This is a genomic window from Streptomyces sp. 549, from assembly GCF_030124175.1.
Lineage (GTDB): Bacteria > Actinomycetota > Actinomycetes > Streptomycetales > Streptomycetaceae > Streptomyces.
This window is the reverse complement of the sequence record NZ_JASKMT010000016.1, coordinates 45,893-63,259: the sequence shown is the minus strand read 5'-3', so window position 1 is coordinate 63,259 and position 17,367 is coordinate 45,893. Positions and strand designations below refer to the sequence as shown.

Sequence of the window (17,367 nt, the reverse complement as noted above, 5' to 3'; positions counted from 1 at the left end):
GCCTCCCCGGGGGCGTCGGAGAGGGCCTGTGGGAGGGCGCCTGTGGGAGGGCCTGCGAAGGGGCCTGCGGGCCGGGTGTCCGGCTTGTCCGTCCGGGACCGTAGGCTCGACGTGTGACTGACACCGCTGACCGGCGCCCCTGGGTGGTCGGCATCTCCGGCGCCTCCGGCACCCCCTACGCCGCCGCCGTCCTGCGCGGCCTGCTGGCCGCGGGTGAACAGGTGGACCTGGTGGTCAGCCGGGCGTCGCGGCTGACGCTGCTGGACGAGACCGGGCACCCGTTCCGCGACGGCCACTGGCGGGAGGACCTGCGGCGCTGGCTGTCCCGGGGCGCGGACGGCAGCCCGGACACCTTCGCGGGCGAGCTGGACGCGCTGGGCGAGCTGACCGCTTCGGACGCTTCGGACGCTCCGGATGACTCCTCCGCCTGCGCCGTCCGGTACTGGCCGGCGGGCGACCTCGCCGCCGGGCCGTCCTCCGGTTCGTACCGCTGCAAGGGCATGCTGATCGTGCCGGCGTCCACGGCCTGTGTCGCCGGGGTGGCGCTGGGCCTGTCGAAGGACCTGCTGCAGCGGGCGGCGAGCGTGACGCTCAAGGAGCGGCGCCCGCTGGTCGTCGCCGTGCGCGAGACGCCGCTGACCGGTCAGACGCTCAAGCAGCTGGTGGCGCTCGACGAGGCGGGCGCGGTCGTGCTGCCGGTCTCACCCGGCTTCTACGCCGGGGCCACGCACATCCAGCAGCTGGTCGACTTCGTCGCCGGGCGGGTACTCGACGCGGTGTCGGTGCCGCACAAGCTGTACCACCGGTGGCAGGGAGAGCTCGGGAGTGCAGGCAACGCGGGGCCGATGCCTTAGATTCATCTACGGAACTCTCGTCAGGCGGGACAACGGAAGGCAGCGGCACGCATGGACGCGGTGGACAGACAGCTCATCCAGGCGCTGCGGGAGAACGGCAGGGCCTCCTACGCCGAGTTGGGCCGGCTGGTCGGACTGTCCGGTCCCAGCGTCACGGACCGCATCAACCGGCTGGAGGCGGCCGGGGTCATCACCGGATACCGCGCGACCGTCGACGCGCCCTCGCTCGGGCTGGGCGTCACGGCGCTGATCGGCATCCAGCTCAGCGACGCCACCGACCACGAGGACGTGGCGCAGCGCCTGCGCGACCTCGCGGAGATCGAGGACTGCTGGTTCATCGCCGGGGACGACTCCTACATGCTGAAGGTGCGGGCGGGCGATGTGGACGACCTGGAGCGGACCATCCGCCGGCTGTCCGGCACCAAGGGCGTGTCCCGGACCAGGACCACGATCGTGCTCTCCACGAAGTGGGAGAACCGGGTCGGGGAGCTGCCCGAGGGGTGAGCGGCGGCTGCCGGGACGGGGTCGGAGACGGCCAGGGCCGGTGGCGTACGCTCGATGGGGCGCGAGGCGGCCGGCCCCTCACGGGATCAGGAACCGGCCGGCGGGCCGGGACAACGAGGAGGCGCGACGCATGGACGCTGGGCTCAAGCGTGAGCTGGAGGAGAAGGTCCACGCCGGGGAACGGCTGACCCGCGAGGACGGCATCGCCCTCTACGAGTCCGACGACCTCGCATGGCTGGGCTCGCTCGCCCACGAGGTGCGCACCCGCAAGAACGGCGACGTCGTGCACTTCAACGTCAACCGCCACCTCAACATGACCAACGTGTGCACCGCCTCGTGCGCGTACTGCTCCTTCCAGCGCAAGCCGGGGGAGAAGGACGCCTACACGATGCGCATCGAGGAGGCCGTCCGGCTCGCCAAGGCGATGGAGGGCGAGAACCTCACCGAGCTGCACATCGTCAACGGCCTGCACCCCACGCTCCCGTGGCGCTACTACCCGCGGTCGCTGAGCGCGCTGAAGGAGGCGCTGCCGGACACGGTGTCGCTGAAGGCGTTCACGGCGACGGAGATCCACCACTTCGAGACGATCTCCGGGCTGAGCGCCAGCGAGATCCTCGACGAGCTGATCGAGGCCGGTCTGGAGTCGCTGACCGGCGGCGGCGCGGAGATCTTCGACTGGGAGGTCCGCCAGCACATCGTGGACCACGCCACCCACTGGGAGGACTGGTCCCGCATCCACCGCCTCGCGCACGAGAAGGGCCTGAAGACCCCGTGCACGATGCTCTACGGCCACATCGAGGAGCCGCGGCACCGCGTCGACCACGTGCTGCGGCTGCGTGAGCTGCAGGACGAGACCGGCGGCTTCCAGGTCTTCATCCCGCTGCGCTACCAGCACGACTTCGTCGACATGCAGGACGGCAAGGTCCGCAACCGGCTCCAGGCGCGCACCACGATGGCGACCGGCGCGGAGGCGCTGAAGACCTTCGCGGTCTCCCGGCTGCTCTTCGACAACGTGCCGCACGTCAAGGTCTTCTGGGTCATGCACGGCGTGCAGACCGCCCAGCTCGCCCTCCAGCACGGCGCCGACGACATGGACGGCTCGGTCGTCGAGTACAAGATCACCCACGACGCGGACTCCTACGGCACCCCGGACAAGCTGACCCGCGAGGACCTGCTGGAACTCATCAGGGACGCCGGTTTCCGCCCGGTCGAGCGCAACACCCGCTACGAGATCCTGCGCGAGTACGAGGGCCCGGACCCGGCCCGCCGTGAGTCGCCGCAGGCCATGCGGGTGTGAGTGCGCAGAGCACCCGCGGGCCGGCCACGACCGGCCCCGGGACGGACAGCGGCGCTCCCGGCGGCGCCTCCCGGCGTTCCTCCGGCAGCGCGCCCGACGACGTTCCCGGCGGTCTGCCGCCCGGCGTCGGGGCGGTGCGGCACGTCTTCGACCCGCCGGTGGACCGCGGCCTGACGGACGGCGTCTGCCGGCTGTGGGCCGACGTGGTCAACAGCGGCGGCGCGGTCGGCTTCGTGCCGACCGTCACCCCGCAGGACGTGCGCCCGGAACTGCTCAGGCACCTCAACGCGATGTCCGAGGGCCGCACCCGCCTGGTCGTCGGCCTCGACGACCGGGGTGAGGTGCGCAGCACAGCTTTCCTCACGCTGAACACCCACCGGCTGATGCGACACTGGGTGTGGCTGTACACCGTGATGGTGCACCCGGCGGCACAGGGCCGGGGCGTCGGCCGGGACCTGATGGTCGCCGCCGCGCACGCCGCCCGGGGCCTGGACGGCATCCGCGGCATCCGGCTGACCTGCCGCGGCGGGCTCGGCCTGGAGCGCTTCTACGGCGCGTGCGGCTACCGGGAGGTCGGCCGCGTCCCCGACGCGATCAAGGTCGCGGACGACGACTACCGGGACGACGTCACTCTGTGGCTGTCCCTGGACTGACGACTCACCAGAAGGAAGACCGCCGTGACCAGCACGTCGAAACCGTCGAGCACGCCCGACCCGTCGAGCACGCCCGATCCGGCAGGGCCCGCGCGGCAGGACCCGCAGCCGTCGAAGCCGAAGACCGCCCGCGCCGCGCTGCGCTACACGCTGATGCGGCTGGGGCTGTTCGTCGGCTGCTACGTGCTGCTGACGGTGCTCGCGCAGGTCGGGGTCATCCCGGCCGGCATCGGCAAGTCCAACCCGCTGTGGCTGCTGGCGCTGGCCATCCTCATCTCGGCGCCGCTCAGCTACGTGCTGCTGCGCAGGCAGCGCGACGCCATGTCGGAGCAGATCGCACCCCGCGTCGAGCGGGTCTCCGGCAGCTTCAAGGGCAAGCTGGCCGCCAACCGCGGCCAGGAGGACGACCAGCGCTGACACCCGGCCGGGGCGGCCCTCCCCCGACCGGCCCGCCCCCGATCGGCCCGAACCGCACGCACGTAAGCCTCGTCACACCGCCGAACGCACCCCACCGGGAATCACCACTGCCCGGTGGGGTGTTGTGCTGCGTCGTACGGACTTCCCAAAGGAAGGCTTTGGGCAAGTCAAAGATCCGGTGTTAGCGTGAGGTTCATGACAAACGCAGCCACTCCTCCCGTTCTGACGAGCGTCCCGCTCGTCGCGCGGCTGCACGTCGATCTCTGCCGCTGCCTCACCGCGGCCTGTCGCACCCGCTAGCGACACCGGCGGGCCGGGCCCCGCACCGCCAGGGCCCCGCACCAGGGCTGTGCACGTCCAGCGCCGCGTCCAGCGCCGCGTCCAGCGCCGCCGGCCGGCGGCCCCGCCCGCGGGCCCAGCGTCCGCCGAGTGCTCCGCGTGCCGCCCGCCCCGCCCGCCCCACCGCTGTGCCCCCGCTTGGCCTCTGCCTGTCCCCACCTGTCCGCCCTTCGCCGAACCGGAGTGTGTCCGTGTCCACGTCGTCCAGCCCGTCCCCCGCGCCCGCACCGGCGCCGGGCGCGTCCCCGTCGCGCTCCCGCGTGCCCAGGGTCCCGTTCTGGGCCCAGATACTCGCCGGCCTCGTCCTCGGCGTGCTGCTCGGGTGGATAGCCCGCAGTGCCGACGTCACCTGGCTCGGCACCGCCCTGGACCGCGTCGGCGGAACGTTCGTCCAGCTGCTGAAGCTGGTCGTGGCACCGCTGGTCTTCTTCGCGATCGCCATCTCGATCACCAACCTGCGCAACGTGTCCAACGCCGCCCGGCTGGCCGGCCGCACGCTGATGTGGTTCCTGATCACCTCGCTGATCGCGGTCGGCATCGGCCTCACCATCGGCCTGCTCACCAGCCCCGGCGCCGGCACCGGCCTCAACCCCGCCGACGGCGAACGGCCGGAGAAGTCCGGCTCCTGGCTGGACTTCCTCACCGGGATCATCCCGGAGAACGTCATCACGCCCTTCACCGAGCTGAAGGTGCTGCAGATCGTCTTCATGGCCGCCGTCGTCGGCATCGCCGCCCTGAAGCTGGGCGACCGCGCCGCGCCGCTGCTCAGCTTCGGCGAGGCCGTGCTGGCGCTGCTCCAGAAGGCGCTGTGGTGGGTCATCCGCCTCGCCCCGCTGGGCACGCTCGGCCTGATCGGGACGGCCGTCAGCGAGTACGGCTGGGACCTGCTCGGCCCCTACGCGACCTTCACCATCGACGTGTACATCGGCTGCCTCCTGGTGATGTTCGGCGTGTACCCGCTGCTGCTGGGACTCGTCGGCAAGGTCAACCCGGTGCAGTTCTACCGGGGTGCCTGGCCCGCGATCCAGCTGGCCTTCGTCTCCCGCTCGTCGGTCGGCACGATGCCCGTCACCCAGAAGGTCACCGAGCGCCTCGGCGTGCCGCGCGAGTACGCGTCCTTCGCGGTGCCGTTCGGTGCCACCACCAAGATGGACGGCTGCGCCGCGATCTACCCGGCGCTGGCGGCGATCTTCGTGGCGGAGATCTTCGGTGTGAGCCTGGGCCTCCAGGAGTACCTGCTGATCGTCTTCGTGTCCGTGATCGGCTCCGCGGCGACCGCCGGTCTGACCGGCGCCACCGTGATGACCACGCTGACCCTGTCCACGCTGGGCCTGCCGCTGGAGGGCGTCGGCCTGCTGCTGGCCATCGACCCGATCCTCGACATGATCAGGACCGCCACCAACGTGGCCGGCCAGGCCGCGGTCCCGGTGCTGGTCTCGGCCCGGGAGAAGATCCTCGACACGGACGCCTACGCCTCCGCCAAGAGCTTCGACATCAACGACACCGACGACACCGGTGACGGCGCCGCCGCGGACGGCACCGGCGGACCGGTCAGCGACGCCACCGGCGGCAAGGGCTCCGCCGCCCCGCCGTCCCCGGCTCCGGCCCCCGCCTGAGCCACGGCCCCCGCCTGAGCCACGGCCCCCGCACGACCCGCACGCCCCCGACGGCCACCCGGCCGCCGGGGGCGTGCGGCGTTCGACCCCGGCGACTACAGCCGTGGTCGCCTCCGGGACGCTGCGGCCGGATCTGCCGGTGACGCGGGAGACCGGCCCGGACGACGTGCCGGAGGGCCAGCGTGATCACCCCGGGGGTCGAGGGGCGTTACCTCAGGCGTGATCGACGGCTCCAGGGGCGCGCGGCAGTCTGGGGGCCGGGTCCCGGGCGGCGCACTCCGTCCGGGACCCGGCTCACGACCAGCCCGTACACCACCTCGACGGAGGCTGATCCGCCATGCCCACGACCACGCTCACTGAAATGGTCGGCCCCGCGCGCCTCCCCACGGCCTGAGGGACCGCGGTACCTCACGGTCGCCGCCGCGGTCGGCCGACCGGTCCGCGGGGGAGTGTCACACCCCGAGGGCGCTGGCGAGCTGCGGCAGCGCGGTGGCCAGCTCGCGCGCCCAGTAGCGCCAGGTGTGGGTGCCGGCGCCGTATCGGTGGGCGGTGACGTGCAGTCCGCGTTCCCTGGCCCGGTCGACGAAGGCCTCGGCCATGCCGTCGAACTGCGCCTCCAGCCGGCTGAACCCGGCCTTCGGCCCGTCCATCGGGCCGGGCCGGCCGTCACCGCAGGAGACGTAGACGGGGAAGCCCGCGGGCAGTGCCTCCAGCAGCCGCTGCGGGTTGTGCGCGGCCCAGACCGCCGACTGGGCCTGCGGGTCGCCCCACAGCGCGGTCGGGTCGGGCGTGAAGCGGGCCACCTTGCGCAGTACCGCGTCCGCGTCGGCCTGGGTGTCCAGTCTGCCGCTGAACGAGGCCGCCATGGTGAACACGCCCGGGTTCCGTGCGGCGTACAGCATCGCGCCGGTACCGCCCATCGACACCCCGGCCACCGCCCGCCGGTCGCCGGCCCGCAGCGTGCGCTCCAGCACCTGCCGCAGCTCGGTCAGGTGGAAGGTCTCCCAGGCGTCGGCTCCGCCGCGGCCGCCGTGCCACCAGTCGCTGTAGTAGCCGACCGGGCCGCCCTCCGGCATGACCACCAGCGCCTCCAGCGAGGCGGTGACCGTCTCGACGTCCGTCTTCTCCGTCCACAGCCGGTAGCTCTCGCCCGGGTAGCAGCAACCGTGCAGCAGGTACAGCACCGGCCAGCGGCGCTCGGGCCGGGTGTCGAAGCCCGGCGGCAGCAGGACCCGGGTGCCGACCTCGCGGCCCAGTGCGGGCGAGTCGATGGTCAGGTCCACCGTGCGCGGCGCGCTGCGTTCGGAGCGGACGAGTGTCGCCGAGGGAGGGCCCGGCTGCCGGTCGGCCCGGGGGCCGTCGGACTGCGCGCCGCCGGGCCGCGTCGGCCCGCCGTGCGCGGACGGGCCCGCGCCGCCGTCCAACCAGCCGGCGGTCAGCAGGGTGACCAGCACGACCAGCAGCAGTCCCAGCCGCCGTCGCACGCGTACCGGGCCGGTCATGCCCTTGATGGTGCCGTTCCCCACAGAACTCCTCGCAGTGCGGATGATCATCGCAGTCCACCGGGGGAAAGCGAAGGCGGCGCGCAGGCATCCACAGGGTTACCGGAATCGGGCGGTTTCGGGACAGTGTGCGTCCCCGTCCGGTGCGGCGGTGTGTGTCCGTCCGGTGAAGGTGTCTCGTCGGAACGCGACGCGCTCTGGCCAAGTACACCCCGGTCGCGTCACCCTACGACCGCGAGCAGTTACTGAATCGCTGTCAACCGGGGGGCCGGAGCCCATATGTCCGCATCGCGCGACCTTCCCGCACCGCCCGACCGCCTCGCGCTGCCCGCCGGCGGGGACGATGCCGCCGCTCCGGAGCGCCCGGCGCGGGCGGACCGTCCGGCCGGGCACGAGGACGCGGAGGCGGCCGGGGCCGTGCGCGGCCCGTTCACCCCGCACCGGCTCCCGGGCCACGCGGGCAGCTCGGCGGGCGCCCTGGAGAGCGCCGCGTCGCAGGCGTCCCCCGCGCCCCGGTCCACTCCGGCGCGGGAGCCCGCGCCGGCACCGGAGCCCGCGGCGGGTCCGCAGCCCGGCCCCGCGTCCGGAGCCGGCCCCGCGTCCGGAGCCGGCCCCGCGTGCGGAGCAGGCCCCGCGTCCGGAGCCGACCCGGCGTCCGGAGCCGACCCGGCGTCCGGAACCCGTCCGGCGTCCGGAACCCGTCCGGCGGACGCAGGGGCGACGCCGGTGCCGCCCCTGCTGCACCTGGTGGACGGCGTGGTCCGGCAGGCGCAGGTGGAGCCGCTGGTGCCGCCCCCGGTCAGGGGCTCGCTGGCGGACATCCCCTTCGACAACGCCGCCGAGGCGCCCACCGACGTGGTGTTCGCGCGCAAGCAGGAGGACGGCGGCTGGCGGGACGTCACCAGCGCCGACTTCGCCGCCGAGGTGCAGGCCGTCGCCCGCGGGCTGCTCGCCTCGGGTCTGCGTCCCGGCGACCGGCTCGCCATCATGGCCCGCACCGGCTACGAGTGGACCCTGCTGGACTTCGCCGCGTGGGCCGCCGGGCTCATCACCGTCCCCCTCTACCCCACGTCGTCCCCCGCGCAGGCCCGCTGGATACTCCAGGACGCCGGGGCCGCGGCCGTCGTCGTCGAGGACGTGGCGGGGGTGCGGCTGGTCAGCGGCATCCGAGGCGACCTGCCGGGGCTGCGCGACCTGTGGCAACTCGACAACGGTGCCGTCAGCCAGCTGGTGACCAGGGGACGGCCGGTGCCGGACGCACTCGTCACCGAGCGCCGCGCGCTGCTGGGACCGGACACCGTCGCGACCCTCGTCTACACCTCCGGGACCACCGGGCAGCCGAAGGGCTGCGTGCTCACCCACGGCAACTTCCTCGCCGAGGTCGACAACTGCGTCGCCCTGCTGGACCCGGTGTTCCGCTCGGTCAGCGACGAGCCCGCGTCCACCCTGCTGTTCCTGCCGCTCGCCCACGTCTTCGGCCGCATGGTCGCCGTGGGCTGCCTGCGGGCCCGGGTGCGGCTCGGCCACGCGCCCAGCATCCAGTCCGAGGAGCTGCTCGCCGACCTCGCCTCGTTCCGGCCCACGTTCCTGCTGGCCATCCCGCACGTGTTGGAGAAGGTCTACAACACCGGCCGGGCCACCGCCGAGAACATGCGCAAGGCGTCCTCGTTCGACCGGGCCGCGCACGTCGCGGTCCGCTTCGGTGAGGCGCAGGCCCAGGGGCAGGTGGGTGAGGGCAGGGGCCCCGGGCGGGTGCTGCGGGCGGCCCGCGGCCTCTACGACCCGCTGGTCTACCGGCGGCTGCGGGCGGCGCTCGGCGGCCGGGTGCGGCACGTCATCTGCGGCGGCTCGCCGCTGGGGCGCCGGCTCGGCGCGTTCTACGCGGGCGCCGGCATCGAGGTCTACGAGGGCTACGGTCTGACCGAGACCACCGCCGCGTCCACCGTCACCCCGCCGCAGCGGCCCCGGCTGGGTACGGTCGGCTGGCCGGTGCCCGGTACCGCGGTGCGGATCGCGGAGGACGGCGAGGTGCTGCTGAAGGGCCGCCACGTCTTCGGCGGGTACTGGAACGCCGCGACCGGGCAGGTGGTGCCGGAGACCGACGCCGAGGGCTGGTTCGCCACCGGCGACCTGGGTGAACTCGACGCCGACGGCTACCTGACGATCACCGGCCGCAAGAAGGACCTGCTGATCACGTCCGGCGGCAAGAACGTCGCCCCGGCACCGCTGGAGAACTGGCTGCGCGCCCACCCGCTGATCGACCAGTGCCTGGTCGTCGGCGACAACCGGCCCCACCTCACGGCGCTGATCACTCTTGACCCCGACGGCCTCACCCACTGGCGCCGCATGCACCACAAGGAGGACGTGCCGATCGAGGACCTGGTCGAGGACGGCGATCTGCGGCACAACCTCCAGCAGGCCGTGAACGAGGCCAACCGGCTCGTCTCGCACGCCGAGTCCATCCGCGGGTTCGCCGTGCTGCCGCACCCCTTCTCCGAGGCCGACGGCCACCTGACGCCGTCGCTGAAGCTGCGCCGCGCGGCGATCACCCGCGACCACGCCCGGCAGATCCAGGCGCTCTACGACTGAGCGCCTGGCGGCCGGACCGGGCGGGTGAACCGGGGCAAAGGTGCGCAACCGGGCGCCGGCGTTAGGCTGGACGTGTCAGCAGGCTCCTGCGGCACCGCAGCCCGCGCCCGTCGCGGGCCCGTCGCGGGACGCCCCGAGGCAGGGAGCACCGCGATGACGTCAGCCACCCACGCGATCCACGACGCGCACAGCCACGAGCACGCCCCGGACTGCGGCCATCAGCAGGTCGAGCACGGCGACCACGTCGAGTACGCCCACGACGGGCATCTGCACCGCTCGCACGGCGACCACTGGGACGAGTGCGAGCCGGCCGGGCACATCGTGCACGCCGAGCACGGTCACGAGCACGGTGAGGGCTGCGGCCACCAGCCGGTCCCGCACGGCGACCACACCGACTACGTGCACGACGGCCACCGCCACGCCGCCCACGACGGCCACTGGGACGACCACTGAGGCCAGTCCGCCGTCAGCTGCCGGTCCGGTAGCCGTCAGCGCCCGCTCGTGCCCCCGCTCGCACCCGTGCCCGTGCGGAAGCGGTCGGCCAGCCACGCCATGGCGAGCGGCGCGCCGCCGTAGGCGCCGGGGACGTGCTTCAGCGGCAGCGTGGTGAAGGTGACGTCGGCGCCCCGGGACCGCCACTCGTCGCGCAGTCCGGTGCCGGACCAGTAGGGGATGAGAGTGTCGGCGGACCCGTGGTAGAGGAAGACGGGCGCCTGCGGCGCGGTCCGGCCGAGCCGGGACTGGTCGAGCCGGCGCACCCAGTCGGGGCGGGTCAGCGGGTTGGTGTGGGTGATGGCGTCGAAGCGGCCGAACGGCCAGGTGCCCGAGGCCAGTTCCACACACTGGTTCTCCGCGATCCGGCGCTGGAGCCTGCCCCGGGCGTTGAGGTACCGGTCCAGTGCCAGTTCGGGGAAGGCCGCGTCCTGGCCGATCGCGGCCATCACGACCAGCCCGGAACCGGCCCGCCCCTCGTTGTGCGCGGCCACCGCCAGCAGGTCCTGCGGCACGCCCCCGGTCGCGATGCCCCTCACGCGCAGCTCCGGCGCGTACGAGGCGTGCAGTTCGGCGGCCCAGCTCGACGCCTGGCCGCCCTGCGAGTAGCCCATGACTCCGATCGGCGCGTCCGCGGCGAGGCCCGCCTCCGGCAGCCGCAGCGCGGCCCGCGCCGCGTCCAGCACCGCGTGCCCGGCGGACCGGCCGACGGTGTAGGTGTGCACGCCCGGAGTGCCCAGGCCCTCGTAGTCGGTGACGGCGACCGCCCAGCCGCGGTCCAGCGCCTGCTGCACGAGCGTGCCCTCCCTCGTCCTGCCGGTCGGGAACGTGCGGGAGGGCGCGCACTGGTCGGCGAGGCCGACCGTGCCGACGGCGTACGTGAGCAGCGGGCGGGGGCCGGTGCGCCGGCCCGGGGGCACGATCACGGTGCCGGAGACGACGTTCGGACGTCCGTCAGCGGTCGTCGAGCGGTAGTGAATCCTCCACGACCTGGCCGTGGGCGGCGTCAGAGGGCTGGGCTTGAAGCGCTGTGGCACGACGCTGACCAGCTCGCCGGGCCGCTGCCCGGCGCCCTCCGGCGCACGCGGCGCAGGGACCGGCGGGGTGTGGGCCGGTCTGGCCTGGGCCGATGGGGTGTGGGCTGAAGGGGCGAGGGCCGATGGGGCGTGGGCCGATGGGGCGAGGGCCGGTGGGGCAGGGGGCGGCGCGGAGTGGGCAGCGGCCGGGGGCGTACCGGCTGTGAGGGTGAGGAACGCGGCGAACGCGCCGAGGGTCCTGCGCGCCCGGGGCGTCCGGCTGGTCCGGTGGGCCCGGCTGGTCCTGCGGACCTGGAGGGTCCGGCGGTGACGGGCGGCCGGGTGACGGGCGGCCGGGTGGCCGGGCGGGTCCACCGGCGAAATGGGGACTGGCAACTCTGGCTCCACTGACTCCACTTGATCCGCCGGCTCACTGCTCGCTGGCTCGTGCGCCTCTCCGAGGGGGGTGCGGGAGAAGCACGGAGCCCGTCCAGGCCGGTCGGCAGACCTGCGCCGTTCCGGCGCCGCTCAGTCTTGTGGGCCGGGCGCCCGGGGGCAGGGCGACGCGCCGCCGGGGCCGGCGCAAGCACCCGTAGTGATGACCCCCCGGAGGTGCGAGAACGGGTGTGCGGCGGCGTTCACCCTCGCGTGTGCGCCGGGTCGCCCGCGCTCGGCGGCGCGCATCCTACAACCGTCCGGCGTGCTCACCGCGGGAACCCGTATACCCATCCGAACATCCCACCACGCTGCGTAGTCTCCGGTTTCCGGCGATTCGTCCGCGGCCCTACGCGGCGGAACGGCGCCCCAACCCGGTTCAGCGACGAGGAGTGAGTTGCAGAATGGCGAACGTGGAGACCTCCCTCAAGGAGACCATGGCCTCGATCGAGGGCAGCGTGGGCGCTGCCCTGGTCGACTACACCAGCGGCATGGCGCTCGGCACCATCGGCGGAGGTAAGGACCTCGACCTGTCGGTTGCCGCCGCAGGCAACACCGACGTGATCCGCGCCAAGGTGCGCACCATGGAGCACCTCGGGCTGAAGGACGAGATCGAGGACGTGCTCATCACCCTCGGCGGCCAGTACCACCTCATCCGGCTGATCAGCGGGCGCGGCGGGAACGGCCTCTTCCTGTACCTGGTGCTGGACAAGCGCAACGCCAACCTGGCGATGGCCCGCCACCAGTTGAAGCGCGTCGAGGCGGAACTGGAGGTCTAGTCGCGCACCCGCCCTCCGGACTCCGTGCGCCCACAAGTTGAAGATTTCTTCAATTCGACACATCGTGATTCGATCAATGTCATGGGGGCGCGGGGCCCGGAGGCGGCAGGATGGACGGGACGACCCCGCCGAGCCGGGTCGGACATGCCCGGCCCGCCGCTCGGGGAGAGGCGAACCATCGACTGCGGCAGGAGACTTCACGATGCAGGTACCCCTGTACCAGGCCAAGGCGGAGTTCTTCCGCATGCTCGGGCACCCGGTCCGCATCCGCGTCCTGGAACTGCTCCAGCACGGCCCGGTGTCGGTGCGGGACCTGCTGAACGAGATCGAGGTCGAACCCTCGAACCTGTCACAGCAGTTGGCGGTGCTGAGGCGGTCGGGCATCGTGGTGTCCATCCGCGACGGCTCCACCGTCAACTACGCGCTCGCGGGCGGCGACGTGGCCGAGCTACTGGCGGCTGCCCGGCGCATCCTGACCGAACTGCTCGCCGGACAGACCGAGTTGCTTGCCGAACTCCGCCAGGCTGACGGCCAGGCCGACCATCTGAAGGACCACCACCCCGCCGGGCGACCGGACCTGGAACGGGTGCCCGGCTCCGCCGGATAACGCGCACCCGCCGGATAACGCGCACCCGCCGGATAACGCGCACCCGCCGGATATCGCGCACCCGGCGGAGACGGCAGCCGTGCGCAGACGGCAGCCCGCCGCTCAGCGGGGGCGGTCCCCGGCGATGGCGACCCGCTCCGCGACGCGGCGGTGCGGCGCGTAGTCGTCCACGGCGTAGTGCTGGGTGGCGCGGTTGTCCCAGAAGGCCAGGTCGCCGGCGCGCCAGCGCCACCGCACCTGGTACTCCGGCACATGGGCCTGCTGCACCAGGTAGCGCAGCAGGGTGTCGCTCTCCTCCCGGTCCATGCCGGTGATGCGGGTGGTGAACGAGGTGTTGACGAACAGCAGCCGCCGACCGGTCTCCGGGTGGACGCGGACCACCGGGTGCTGCACGGGCGGGAAGGCGTCCTGCAGCGGGGCCAGCCGCTCCGGTCCGTAGAACCGGGCGAAACCGGGGATGAAGTCGTGCACGGCGGTGGCGCCGTCGATCCTCGCGCGCACCTCGGCGGGCAGGTTGTCGTAGGCGGCGGCCATGTCCGCCCACATCGTGTCGCCACCGACCGGCGGAACCTCGTGGAGCTGGAGCACCGCACCCATCGCGGGCCGCTCCCGGAACGTGACGTCCGCGTGCCACACGTTCTCGAACGTCGGCGCCGCGTCCCCGCCCTTCTCGAACCGCACCACCTCCGCCGCCGACCCCGTGGCCAGCAGCGGGTTGGTCTCCAACTCGCCCCAGTGGCGGGCGAAGGCGCGCTGCTGCGCGGAGCTGAGGCCCTGGCCGCGGAAGAACAGCACCTTCCACTCCAGCAGCGCCCGGTTCAGCTCCTCCCGCAGCCCGTCGGCCAGCGGACGGGACAGGTCCACGCCGCGTATCTCGGCGCCGATCAGCCGCCCGCGCGGCACCAGCTCGAACCGCTCGTAGGGGCGGCCCTCCCAGCCGTCGGGCACCCGCCGCAGCACCCGGCGGCCCTCGAACAGGCCGCCGTCCGGTACACGGGCCTCCCGCAACCACACACCGGCGGCCCGCTCGGCAGCGGGCGGGCAGTCGGAGACGGGGGTGGCCGGGACCGGCGAGGGGGAGGACGGGGAGAAGGTCGGGGCGGGGGCGGGGCCACCGGTGGTGACGGTCATCTGTGCTCCTGCGGGTGTGCGAGGGCCGGTGCGAACGGGGGCCTGACAGCCCGCGAACCGCGCACGGAGGGGGAGAGCAGGGAGAGGCGCGGGGCACCTGGTCCACAGTGGCGGTACGGGGGCGGCGGAGTGCCCGGCGCAGAGGGGCCGGGCGGGAGGTCCGCAGCTATCGACCGGACCGCTCGCACCCGTCCCGGTCCGGGGCGCACGAGGGCCCCGGCGCGGTGAACGAGTGCGTGATCATGCCGTCAGTGTGGGAACGGCCCGGCACCCCTGTCAACCCGTCGTCAGCTACCCAGGGCCGGTCACGCTCCCGTCAGCACGGGCAGGGTGCGCGGGCCGCGCAGCAGCATGTGGGATCGCCAGCTCGGTGGTTGCTCGGCCAGACGCAGGCCGGGGCACCGCTGCAACAGGGTGCGTATCGCTGTCCGGGCCTCCATCCGGGCCAGTGGCGCGCCCAGGCAGTGGTGCGCACCGTGTCCGAAGGCCACATGGGCACGGGACTGCGATATCGGGCGGTGGATGTCGAACTCCGCGGCACGCGGGAGGAGTTCCTCGGCCCGACTTGCTGCGGCGAGGCCGATGAGCACCGGCTCGCCCGCTGGGATCTCCGTGCCGCCCACCGTCACGGAGGTGGTGGTGAAACGGAAGGCCGACGTCTGTACGGGCGCGGTCCAGCGCAGCATCTCCTCGACGGCACCGTCCAGCAGGGACCAGTCGGCGCGCAGAGCCTCGAACTGCTCCGGGTGCTGAAGGAGGGCGAGTACGCCGCCGGAGAGCAGGTTGACCGTGGTCTCATGCCCGGCGACCAGCAGCAGGAATGCCATGCCGAGAAGTTCCTCCTCGGTGAGCCGGCCCTCGGCGGCGGACGCGGCCCTGTCGCTGGCCCTGACCAGTGCACCCAGCAGATCGTCGTCACCACCTGCTCGCTTGAGGGCGAACAACTCGGTGAAGTAGCCGGACATGGCGGCCGCCGCCGCGGCTCCGGCCTCTGGGCTGCCGGGGTCGACCGTCTCGCTCGACCAGCGGTGGAACGCAGCCCGGTCGGTCTCCGGCACGCCCATCAGTTCGCAGATCACCGCCAAGGGCAGGGGCAGCGCCAGCGCCTCGACCAGGTCGACCTGTGGCTGGTGCGCGAGCGCGTCCACCAACGCGTCGGTGAGTCGCTGCACACGCGGGCGCATCCCTTCCACGCGCCGCGCGGTGAACTCCCCGGCGACCAGCCTGCGCAGGCGGGTGTGCTGCGGGGCGTCCGACTGGAGCATGTTGCGGCCGACCGCGTGGCCCCCGTCGTCGGTCCACGCCGCCGAGTGGCGGATGTCGTTGCTGAAGCGTGTGTCGAGCAGTGCCGCGCACGCCTGCTCGTGCCCGGTGATCAGCCAGCAGGCGCCCTCGACTCCGGGAATCCGCACCCGGTGAACAGGACCGGCCCCGGTCAGCCGGGCGTAGACGGGAGAGGGGTCCGCCGCCAGGTCGCAGCCCTCGGCGGCGGCCAGGGCGGACAGATCGCACACCTCGACGCCGCCGGGAGCGGCAACCTCCGGCTGGGTGGGGCCGCGCATGGTGTCCTCTCCCGGCGTGTTCGCGGCGGTGGAGTGGGTTTCCGGCATCACGACATCCCCTCGGCAGCTAATCGGGGAGTGCTCCCCGGTTGTCACTGTAGCAGAAGTGGGGGGCACTCCCCGGATCTCTCGAAGGGGGTCATGCGGCTGCTAAGGTCCCTGCCATGAGGCGCGACGCCGAACGCAACCGGGAGCTGATCCTCGAAGCGGCCCGCGAGGTCTACGCGGAGCAGGGCGTCGAGGCACCGCTGGACGTCATCGCCCGGCGGGCCGGGGTCGGCAACGCCACCGTGTACCGCCGCTTCCCCGACCGGGCCACGTTGATCGACGCGGTCTTCGGCGAAGCCCTGACGGCGACGCTGCACCTCGGCGAGGAGGCCCGCACCGCGCACGACCCGTGGAAGGGCCTGACCGGCTACCTCACCCGGATCTTCGAGGGGCTGGCAGCCGACCGGGGTGCGAACGACCTCATGACCACCAAGGTGCAGGGCATCCCCTCACTCGACACGCTCCACGCCCATCACCACCGCACCATCGAACTGCTGCTCACCCGGGCCCAGCGGCAGGGCTCGGTGCGCGCCGACGTCACCACCGAGGACCTGCTGCTCGCCCTCGCAGCCCTGGGGCGCACGGTCCCGGCCGCGTCCGCGGTGGTCCGCGACTCCTGGCGCCGCCATCTCGCGCTGCTTCTCGACGGCCTGCGCGCCGCCGCCGCCGTGGAGCCGCTGCCCGATCCCTCGCTCGACGCCGCGCAGTTGACCGAGGTGCTGCACGGAATGACCCCCCTGGCGGGCGGCGCCCGCTGACCTCGCGGACGCGGGCGGGACCCTGTGTGTCCATCCAGGTTCCACGTCTCCCACGCCGAACGTGAGGCCGTGGTGGAGCGGCTTCAGGCGGCCGCGGCGGAAGGCCGCCTGGACTTGGCCGAGTTGGACGGCAGGCTGGAGTCGGCGCTGAGCGCGGTGCACCCGTGCCGACCTGGTGCCGCTGACCGCTGACCGCTGACCGCTGACCGCCGACCGCCGACCTGCCGCCCCCGCTCCCGCCCGACCCGGGGCCGCCGCTGGTGGTGGAGGGCGGTCTGCTCGGAGCGGTGCAGAAGGGGCGGTGGCAGGTTCCCGTCCACGTGACGGTGCGCGGCGGTGCGGCCGGTGCGGTGCTCGACTTCACGCAGGCCACCTGCCGGCTGCCCGAGGTGGAGGTGGAGGTCCACGGCGAGTGGGGCGGCGTCCGCTGAGCCGGGGGCGGCGGGTCCGGAGGGCGCGCGGGCCACGGAAGGGCGGCCGGGAAAGGCAGGAGCCCCCGCCGTCGGCGGGGGCTCCTTGGGTGACGAAGATCAGACCGCGACCATCAGGCCGGGCTGACGTTCTCCGCCTGCGGGCCCTTGGGGCCCTGGGTCACGTCGAAGTTCACCTGCTGGTTCTCTTCGAGGGAGCGGAAGCCGCTCGCGTTGATCGCCGAGTAGTGCACGAAGACGTCGGGGCCGCCGCCGTCCTGTGCGATGAAGCCGAAGCCCTTTTCGGCGTTGAACCACTTGACGGTTCCGGTAGCCATAAGCCCTCCCTGGGCCTATA

Annotated in this window: 17 protein-coding genes and 1 pseudogene; 13 read left to right on the top strand and 5 right to left on the bottom strand. The window is 73.3% G+C overall.

Going from position 1 to position 17,367, the window contains the following annotated elements; genetic code table 11:
- Positions 1 to 113: 113 nt before the first annotated feature.
- From QNO07_RS18265 to QNO07_RS18240, 6 genes are all read left to right on the top strand, one after another.
- Positions 114 to 854 carry a UbiX family flavin prenyltransferase gene (locus QNO07_RS18265; protein ID WP_283993200.1) on the top strand — a complete coding sequence of 247 codons (741 nt, stop codon included), beginning with the start codon at positions 114 to 116 and terminating at the stop codon, positions 852 to 854.
- 51 nt (positions 855 to 905) lie between these two features.
- Positions 906 to 1,358: an Lrp/AsnC family transcriptional regulator gene (locus tag QNO07_RS18260; protein ID WP_283993199.1), complete on the top strand. Its 453-nt coding sequence runs from the start codon at positions 906 to 908 to the stop codon at positions 1,356 to 1,358.
- A gap of 130 nt (positions 1,359 to 1,488) precedes the next feature.
- Entirely contained in the window at positions 1,489 to 2,655 is a 1,167-nt protein-coding gene (gene mqnE, locus QNO07_RS18255; RefSeq protein ID WP_283993197.1) for an aminofutalosine synthase MqnE, read from the top strand.
- 134 nt (positions 2,656 to 2,789) lie between these two features.
- On the top strand, positions 2,790 to 3,308 hold the full coding sequence (locus tag QNO07_RS18250) for a GNAT family N-acetyltransferase (protein ID WP_283993284.1): 519 nt from the start codon (positions 2,790 to 2,792) through the stop codon (positions 3,306 to 3,308).
- Positions 3,309 to 3,332: 24 nt separating this feature from the next.
- Positions 3,333 to 3,725, top strand: coding sequence for a DUF4229 domain-containing protein (locus tag QNO07_RS18245; protein WP_502961877.1), 393 nt, complete (start codon positions 3,333 to 3,335; stop codon positions 3,723 to 3,725).
- A gap of 530 nt (positions 3,726 to 4,255) precedes the next feature.
- Entirely contained in the window at positions 4,256 to 5,680 is a 1,425-nt protein-coding gene (locus QNO07_RS18240; RefSeq protein ID WP_502961876.1) for a dicarboxylate/amino acid:cation symporter, read from the top strand.
- A 452-nt stretch (positions 5,681 to 6,132) separates the two neighbouring features.
- Here QNO07_RS18240 and QNO07_RS18235 read toward each other — a convergent pair whose 3' ends face one another.
- A complete protein-coding gene (locus QNO07_RS18235) occupies positions 6,133 to 7,206 on the bottom strand; it encodes an alpha/beta hydrolase (protein WP_283993193.1) in 1,074 nt (357 codons plus the stop codon).
- Between the two features lie 255 nt (positions 7,207 to 7,461).
- On the opposite strand from QNO07_RS18235, the gene QNO07_RS18230 reads away from it, so the two are divergent.
- Both QNO07_RS18230 and QNO07_RS18225 read left to right on the top strand, forming a co-directional pair.
- Positions 7,462 to 9,771: an AMP-binding protein gene (locus QNO07_RS18230; protein WP_283993192.1), complete on the top strand. Its 2,310-nt coding sequence runs from the start codon at positions 7,462 to 7,464 to the stop codon at positions 9,769 to 9,771.
- A 153-nt stretch (positions 9,772 to 9,924) separates the two neighbouring features.
- The gene (locus QNO07_RS18225) at positions 9,925 to 10,224 is read left to right on the top strand and encodes a hypothetical protein (protein WP_283993191.1); all 300 of its coding nucleotides are present in this window, start codon (positions 9,925 to 9,927) and stop codon (positions 10,222 to 10,224) included.
- Positions 10,225 to 10,259: 35 nt separating this feature from the next.
- Here QNO07_RS18225 and QNO07_RS18220 read toward each other — a convergent pair.
- A pseudogene (locus tag QNO07_RS18220) lies at positions 10,260 to 11,345 on the bottom strand (lipase family protein); the annotation flags it as partial.
- 773 nt (positions 11,346 to 12,118) lie between these two features.
- On the opposite strand from QNO07_RS18220, the gene QNO07_RS18215 reads away from it, so the two are divergent.
- Positions 12,119 to 12,493 (top strand): roadblock/LC7 domain-containing protein, encoded by a 375-nt coding sequence (locus QNO07_RS18215; RefSeq protein WP_283993190.1) that lies wholly within the window; start codon positions 12,119 to 12,121, stop codon positions 12,491 to 12,493.
- A 202-nt stretch (positions 12,494 to 12,695) separates the two neighbouring features.
- Entirely contained in the window at positions 12,696 to 13,100 is a 405-nt protein-coding gene (locus QNO07_RS18210) for an ArsR/SmtB family transcription factor (protein WP_283993189.1), read from the top strand.
- Between the two features lie 102 nt (positions 13,101 to 13,202).
- Here the strand turns inward: QNO07_RS18210 and QNO07_RS18205 are convergent, their stop codons facing one another.
- Positions 13,203 to 14,231, bottom strand: a complete 1,029-nt coding sequence (locus QNO07_RS18205; protein ID WP_283993188.1) for a TauD/TfdA dioxygenase family protein — start codon at positions 14,229 to 14,231, stop codon at positions 13,203 to 13,205.
- Between the two features lie 305 nt (positions 14,232 to 14,536).
- On the bottom strand, positions 14,537 to 15,841 hold the full coding sequence (locus QNO07_RS18200; RefSeq protein WP_283993187.1) for a cytochrome P450 family protein: 1,305 nt from the start codon (positions 15,839 to 15,841) through the stop codon (positions 14,537 to 14,539).
- A 116-nt stretch (positions 15,842 to 15,957) separates the two neighbouring features.
- Between QNO07_RS18200 and QNO07_RS18195 the strand changes: the two genes are divergently transcribed.
- The 3 genes from QNO07_RS18195 to QNO07_RS18190 all read left to right on the top strand — a co-directional run bounded on the left by QNO07_RS18195 (position 15,958) and on the right by QNO07_RS18190 (position 17,030).
- On the top strand, positions 15,958 to 16,599 hold the full coding sequence (locus tag QNO07_RS18195; RefSeq protein ID WP_283993186.1) for a TetR/AcrR family transcriptional regulator: 642 nt from the start codon (positions 15,958 to 15,960) through the stop codon (positions 16,597 to 16,599).
- Between the two features lie 24 nt (positions 16,600 to 16,623).
- On the top strand, positions 16,624 to 16,791 hold the full coding sequence (locus tag QNO07_RS27720; RefSeq protein WP_502961875.1) for a DUF1707 SHOCT-like domain-containing protein: 168 nt from the start codon (positions 16,624 to 16,626) through the stop codon (positions 16,789 to 16,791).
- A 68-nt stretch (positions 16,792 to 16,859) separates the two neighbouring features.
- Positions 16,860 to 17,030 (top strand): hypothetical protein, encoded by a 171-nt coding sequence (locus QNO07_RS18190; protein ID WP_283993185.1) that lies wholly within the window; start codon positions 16,860 to 16,862, stop codon positions 17,028 to 17,030.
- Between the two features lie 113 nt (positions 17,031 to 17,143).
- Here the strand turns inward: QNO07_RS18190 and QNO07_RS18185 are convergent, their stop codons facing one another.
- Positions 17,144 to 17,347, bottom strand: coding sequence for a cold-shock protein (locus QNO07_RS18185; protein WP_267090929.1), 204 nt, complete (start codon positions 17,345 to 17,347; stop codon positions 17,144 to 17,146).
- Positions 17,348 to 17,367: the final 20 nt, after the last annotated feature.

Bases quoted from the DNA above. Each gene is read 5' to 3' on its own strand.
- QNO07_RS18210 (WP_283993189.1), top strand. From the start codon at position 12,696: ATGCAGGTACCCCTGTACCAGGCCAAGGCGGAGTTCTTCCGCATGCTC.
- QNO07_RS18200 (WP_283993187.1), bottom strand. From the start codon at position 15,841: ATGCCGGAAACCCACTCCACCGCCGCGAACACGCCGGGAGAGGACACC.
- QNO07_RS18215 (WP_283993190.1), top strand. From the start codon at position 12,119: ATGGCGAACGTGGAGACCTCCCTCAAGGAGACCATGGCCTCGATCGAG.
- QNO07_RS18205 (WP_283993188.1), bottom strand. From the start codon at position 14,231: ATGACCGTCACCACCGGTGGCCCCGCCCCCGCCCCGACCTTCTCCCCG.
- QNO07_RS18230 (WP_283993192.1), top strand. From the start codon at position 7,462: ATGTCCGCATCGCGCGACCTTCCCGCACCGCCCGACCGCCTCGCGCTG.
- QNO07_RS18195 (WP_283993186.1), top strand. From the start codon at position 15,958: ATGAGGCGCGACGCCGAACGCAACCGGGAGCTGATCCTCGAAGCGGCC.
- QNO07_RS18260 (WP_283993199.1), top strand. From the start codon at position 906: ATGGACGCGGTGGACAGACAGCTCATCCAGGCGCTGCGGGAGAACGGC.
- mqnE (WP_283993197.1), top strand. From the start codon at position 1,489: ATGGACGCTGGGCTCAAGCGTGAGCTGGAGGAGAAGGTCCACGCCGGG.
- QNO07_RS18185 (WP_267090929.1), bottom strand. From the start codon at position 17,347: ATGGCTACCGGAACCGTCAAGTGGTTCAACGCCGAAAAGGGCTTCGGC.
- QNO07_RS18225 (WP_283993191.1), top strand. From the start codon at position 9,925: ATGACGTCAGCCACCCACGCGATCCACGACGCGCACAGCCACGAGCAC.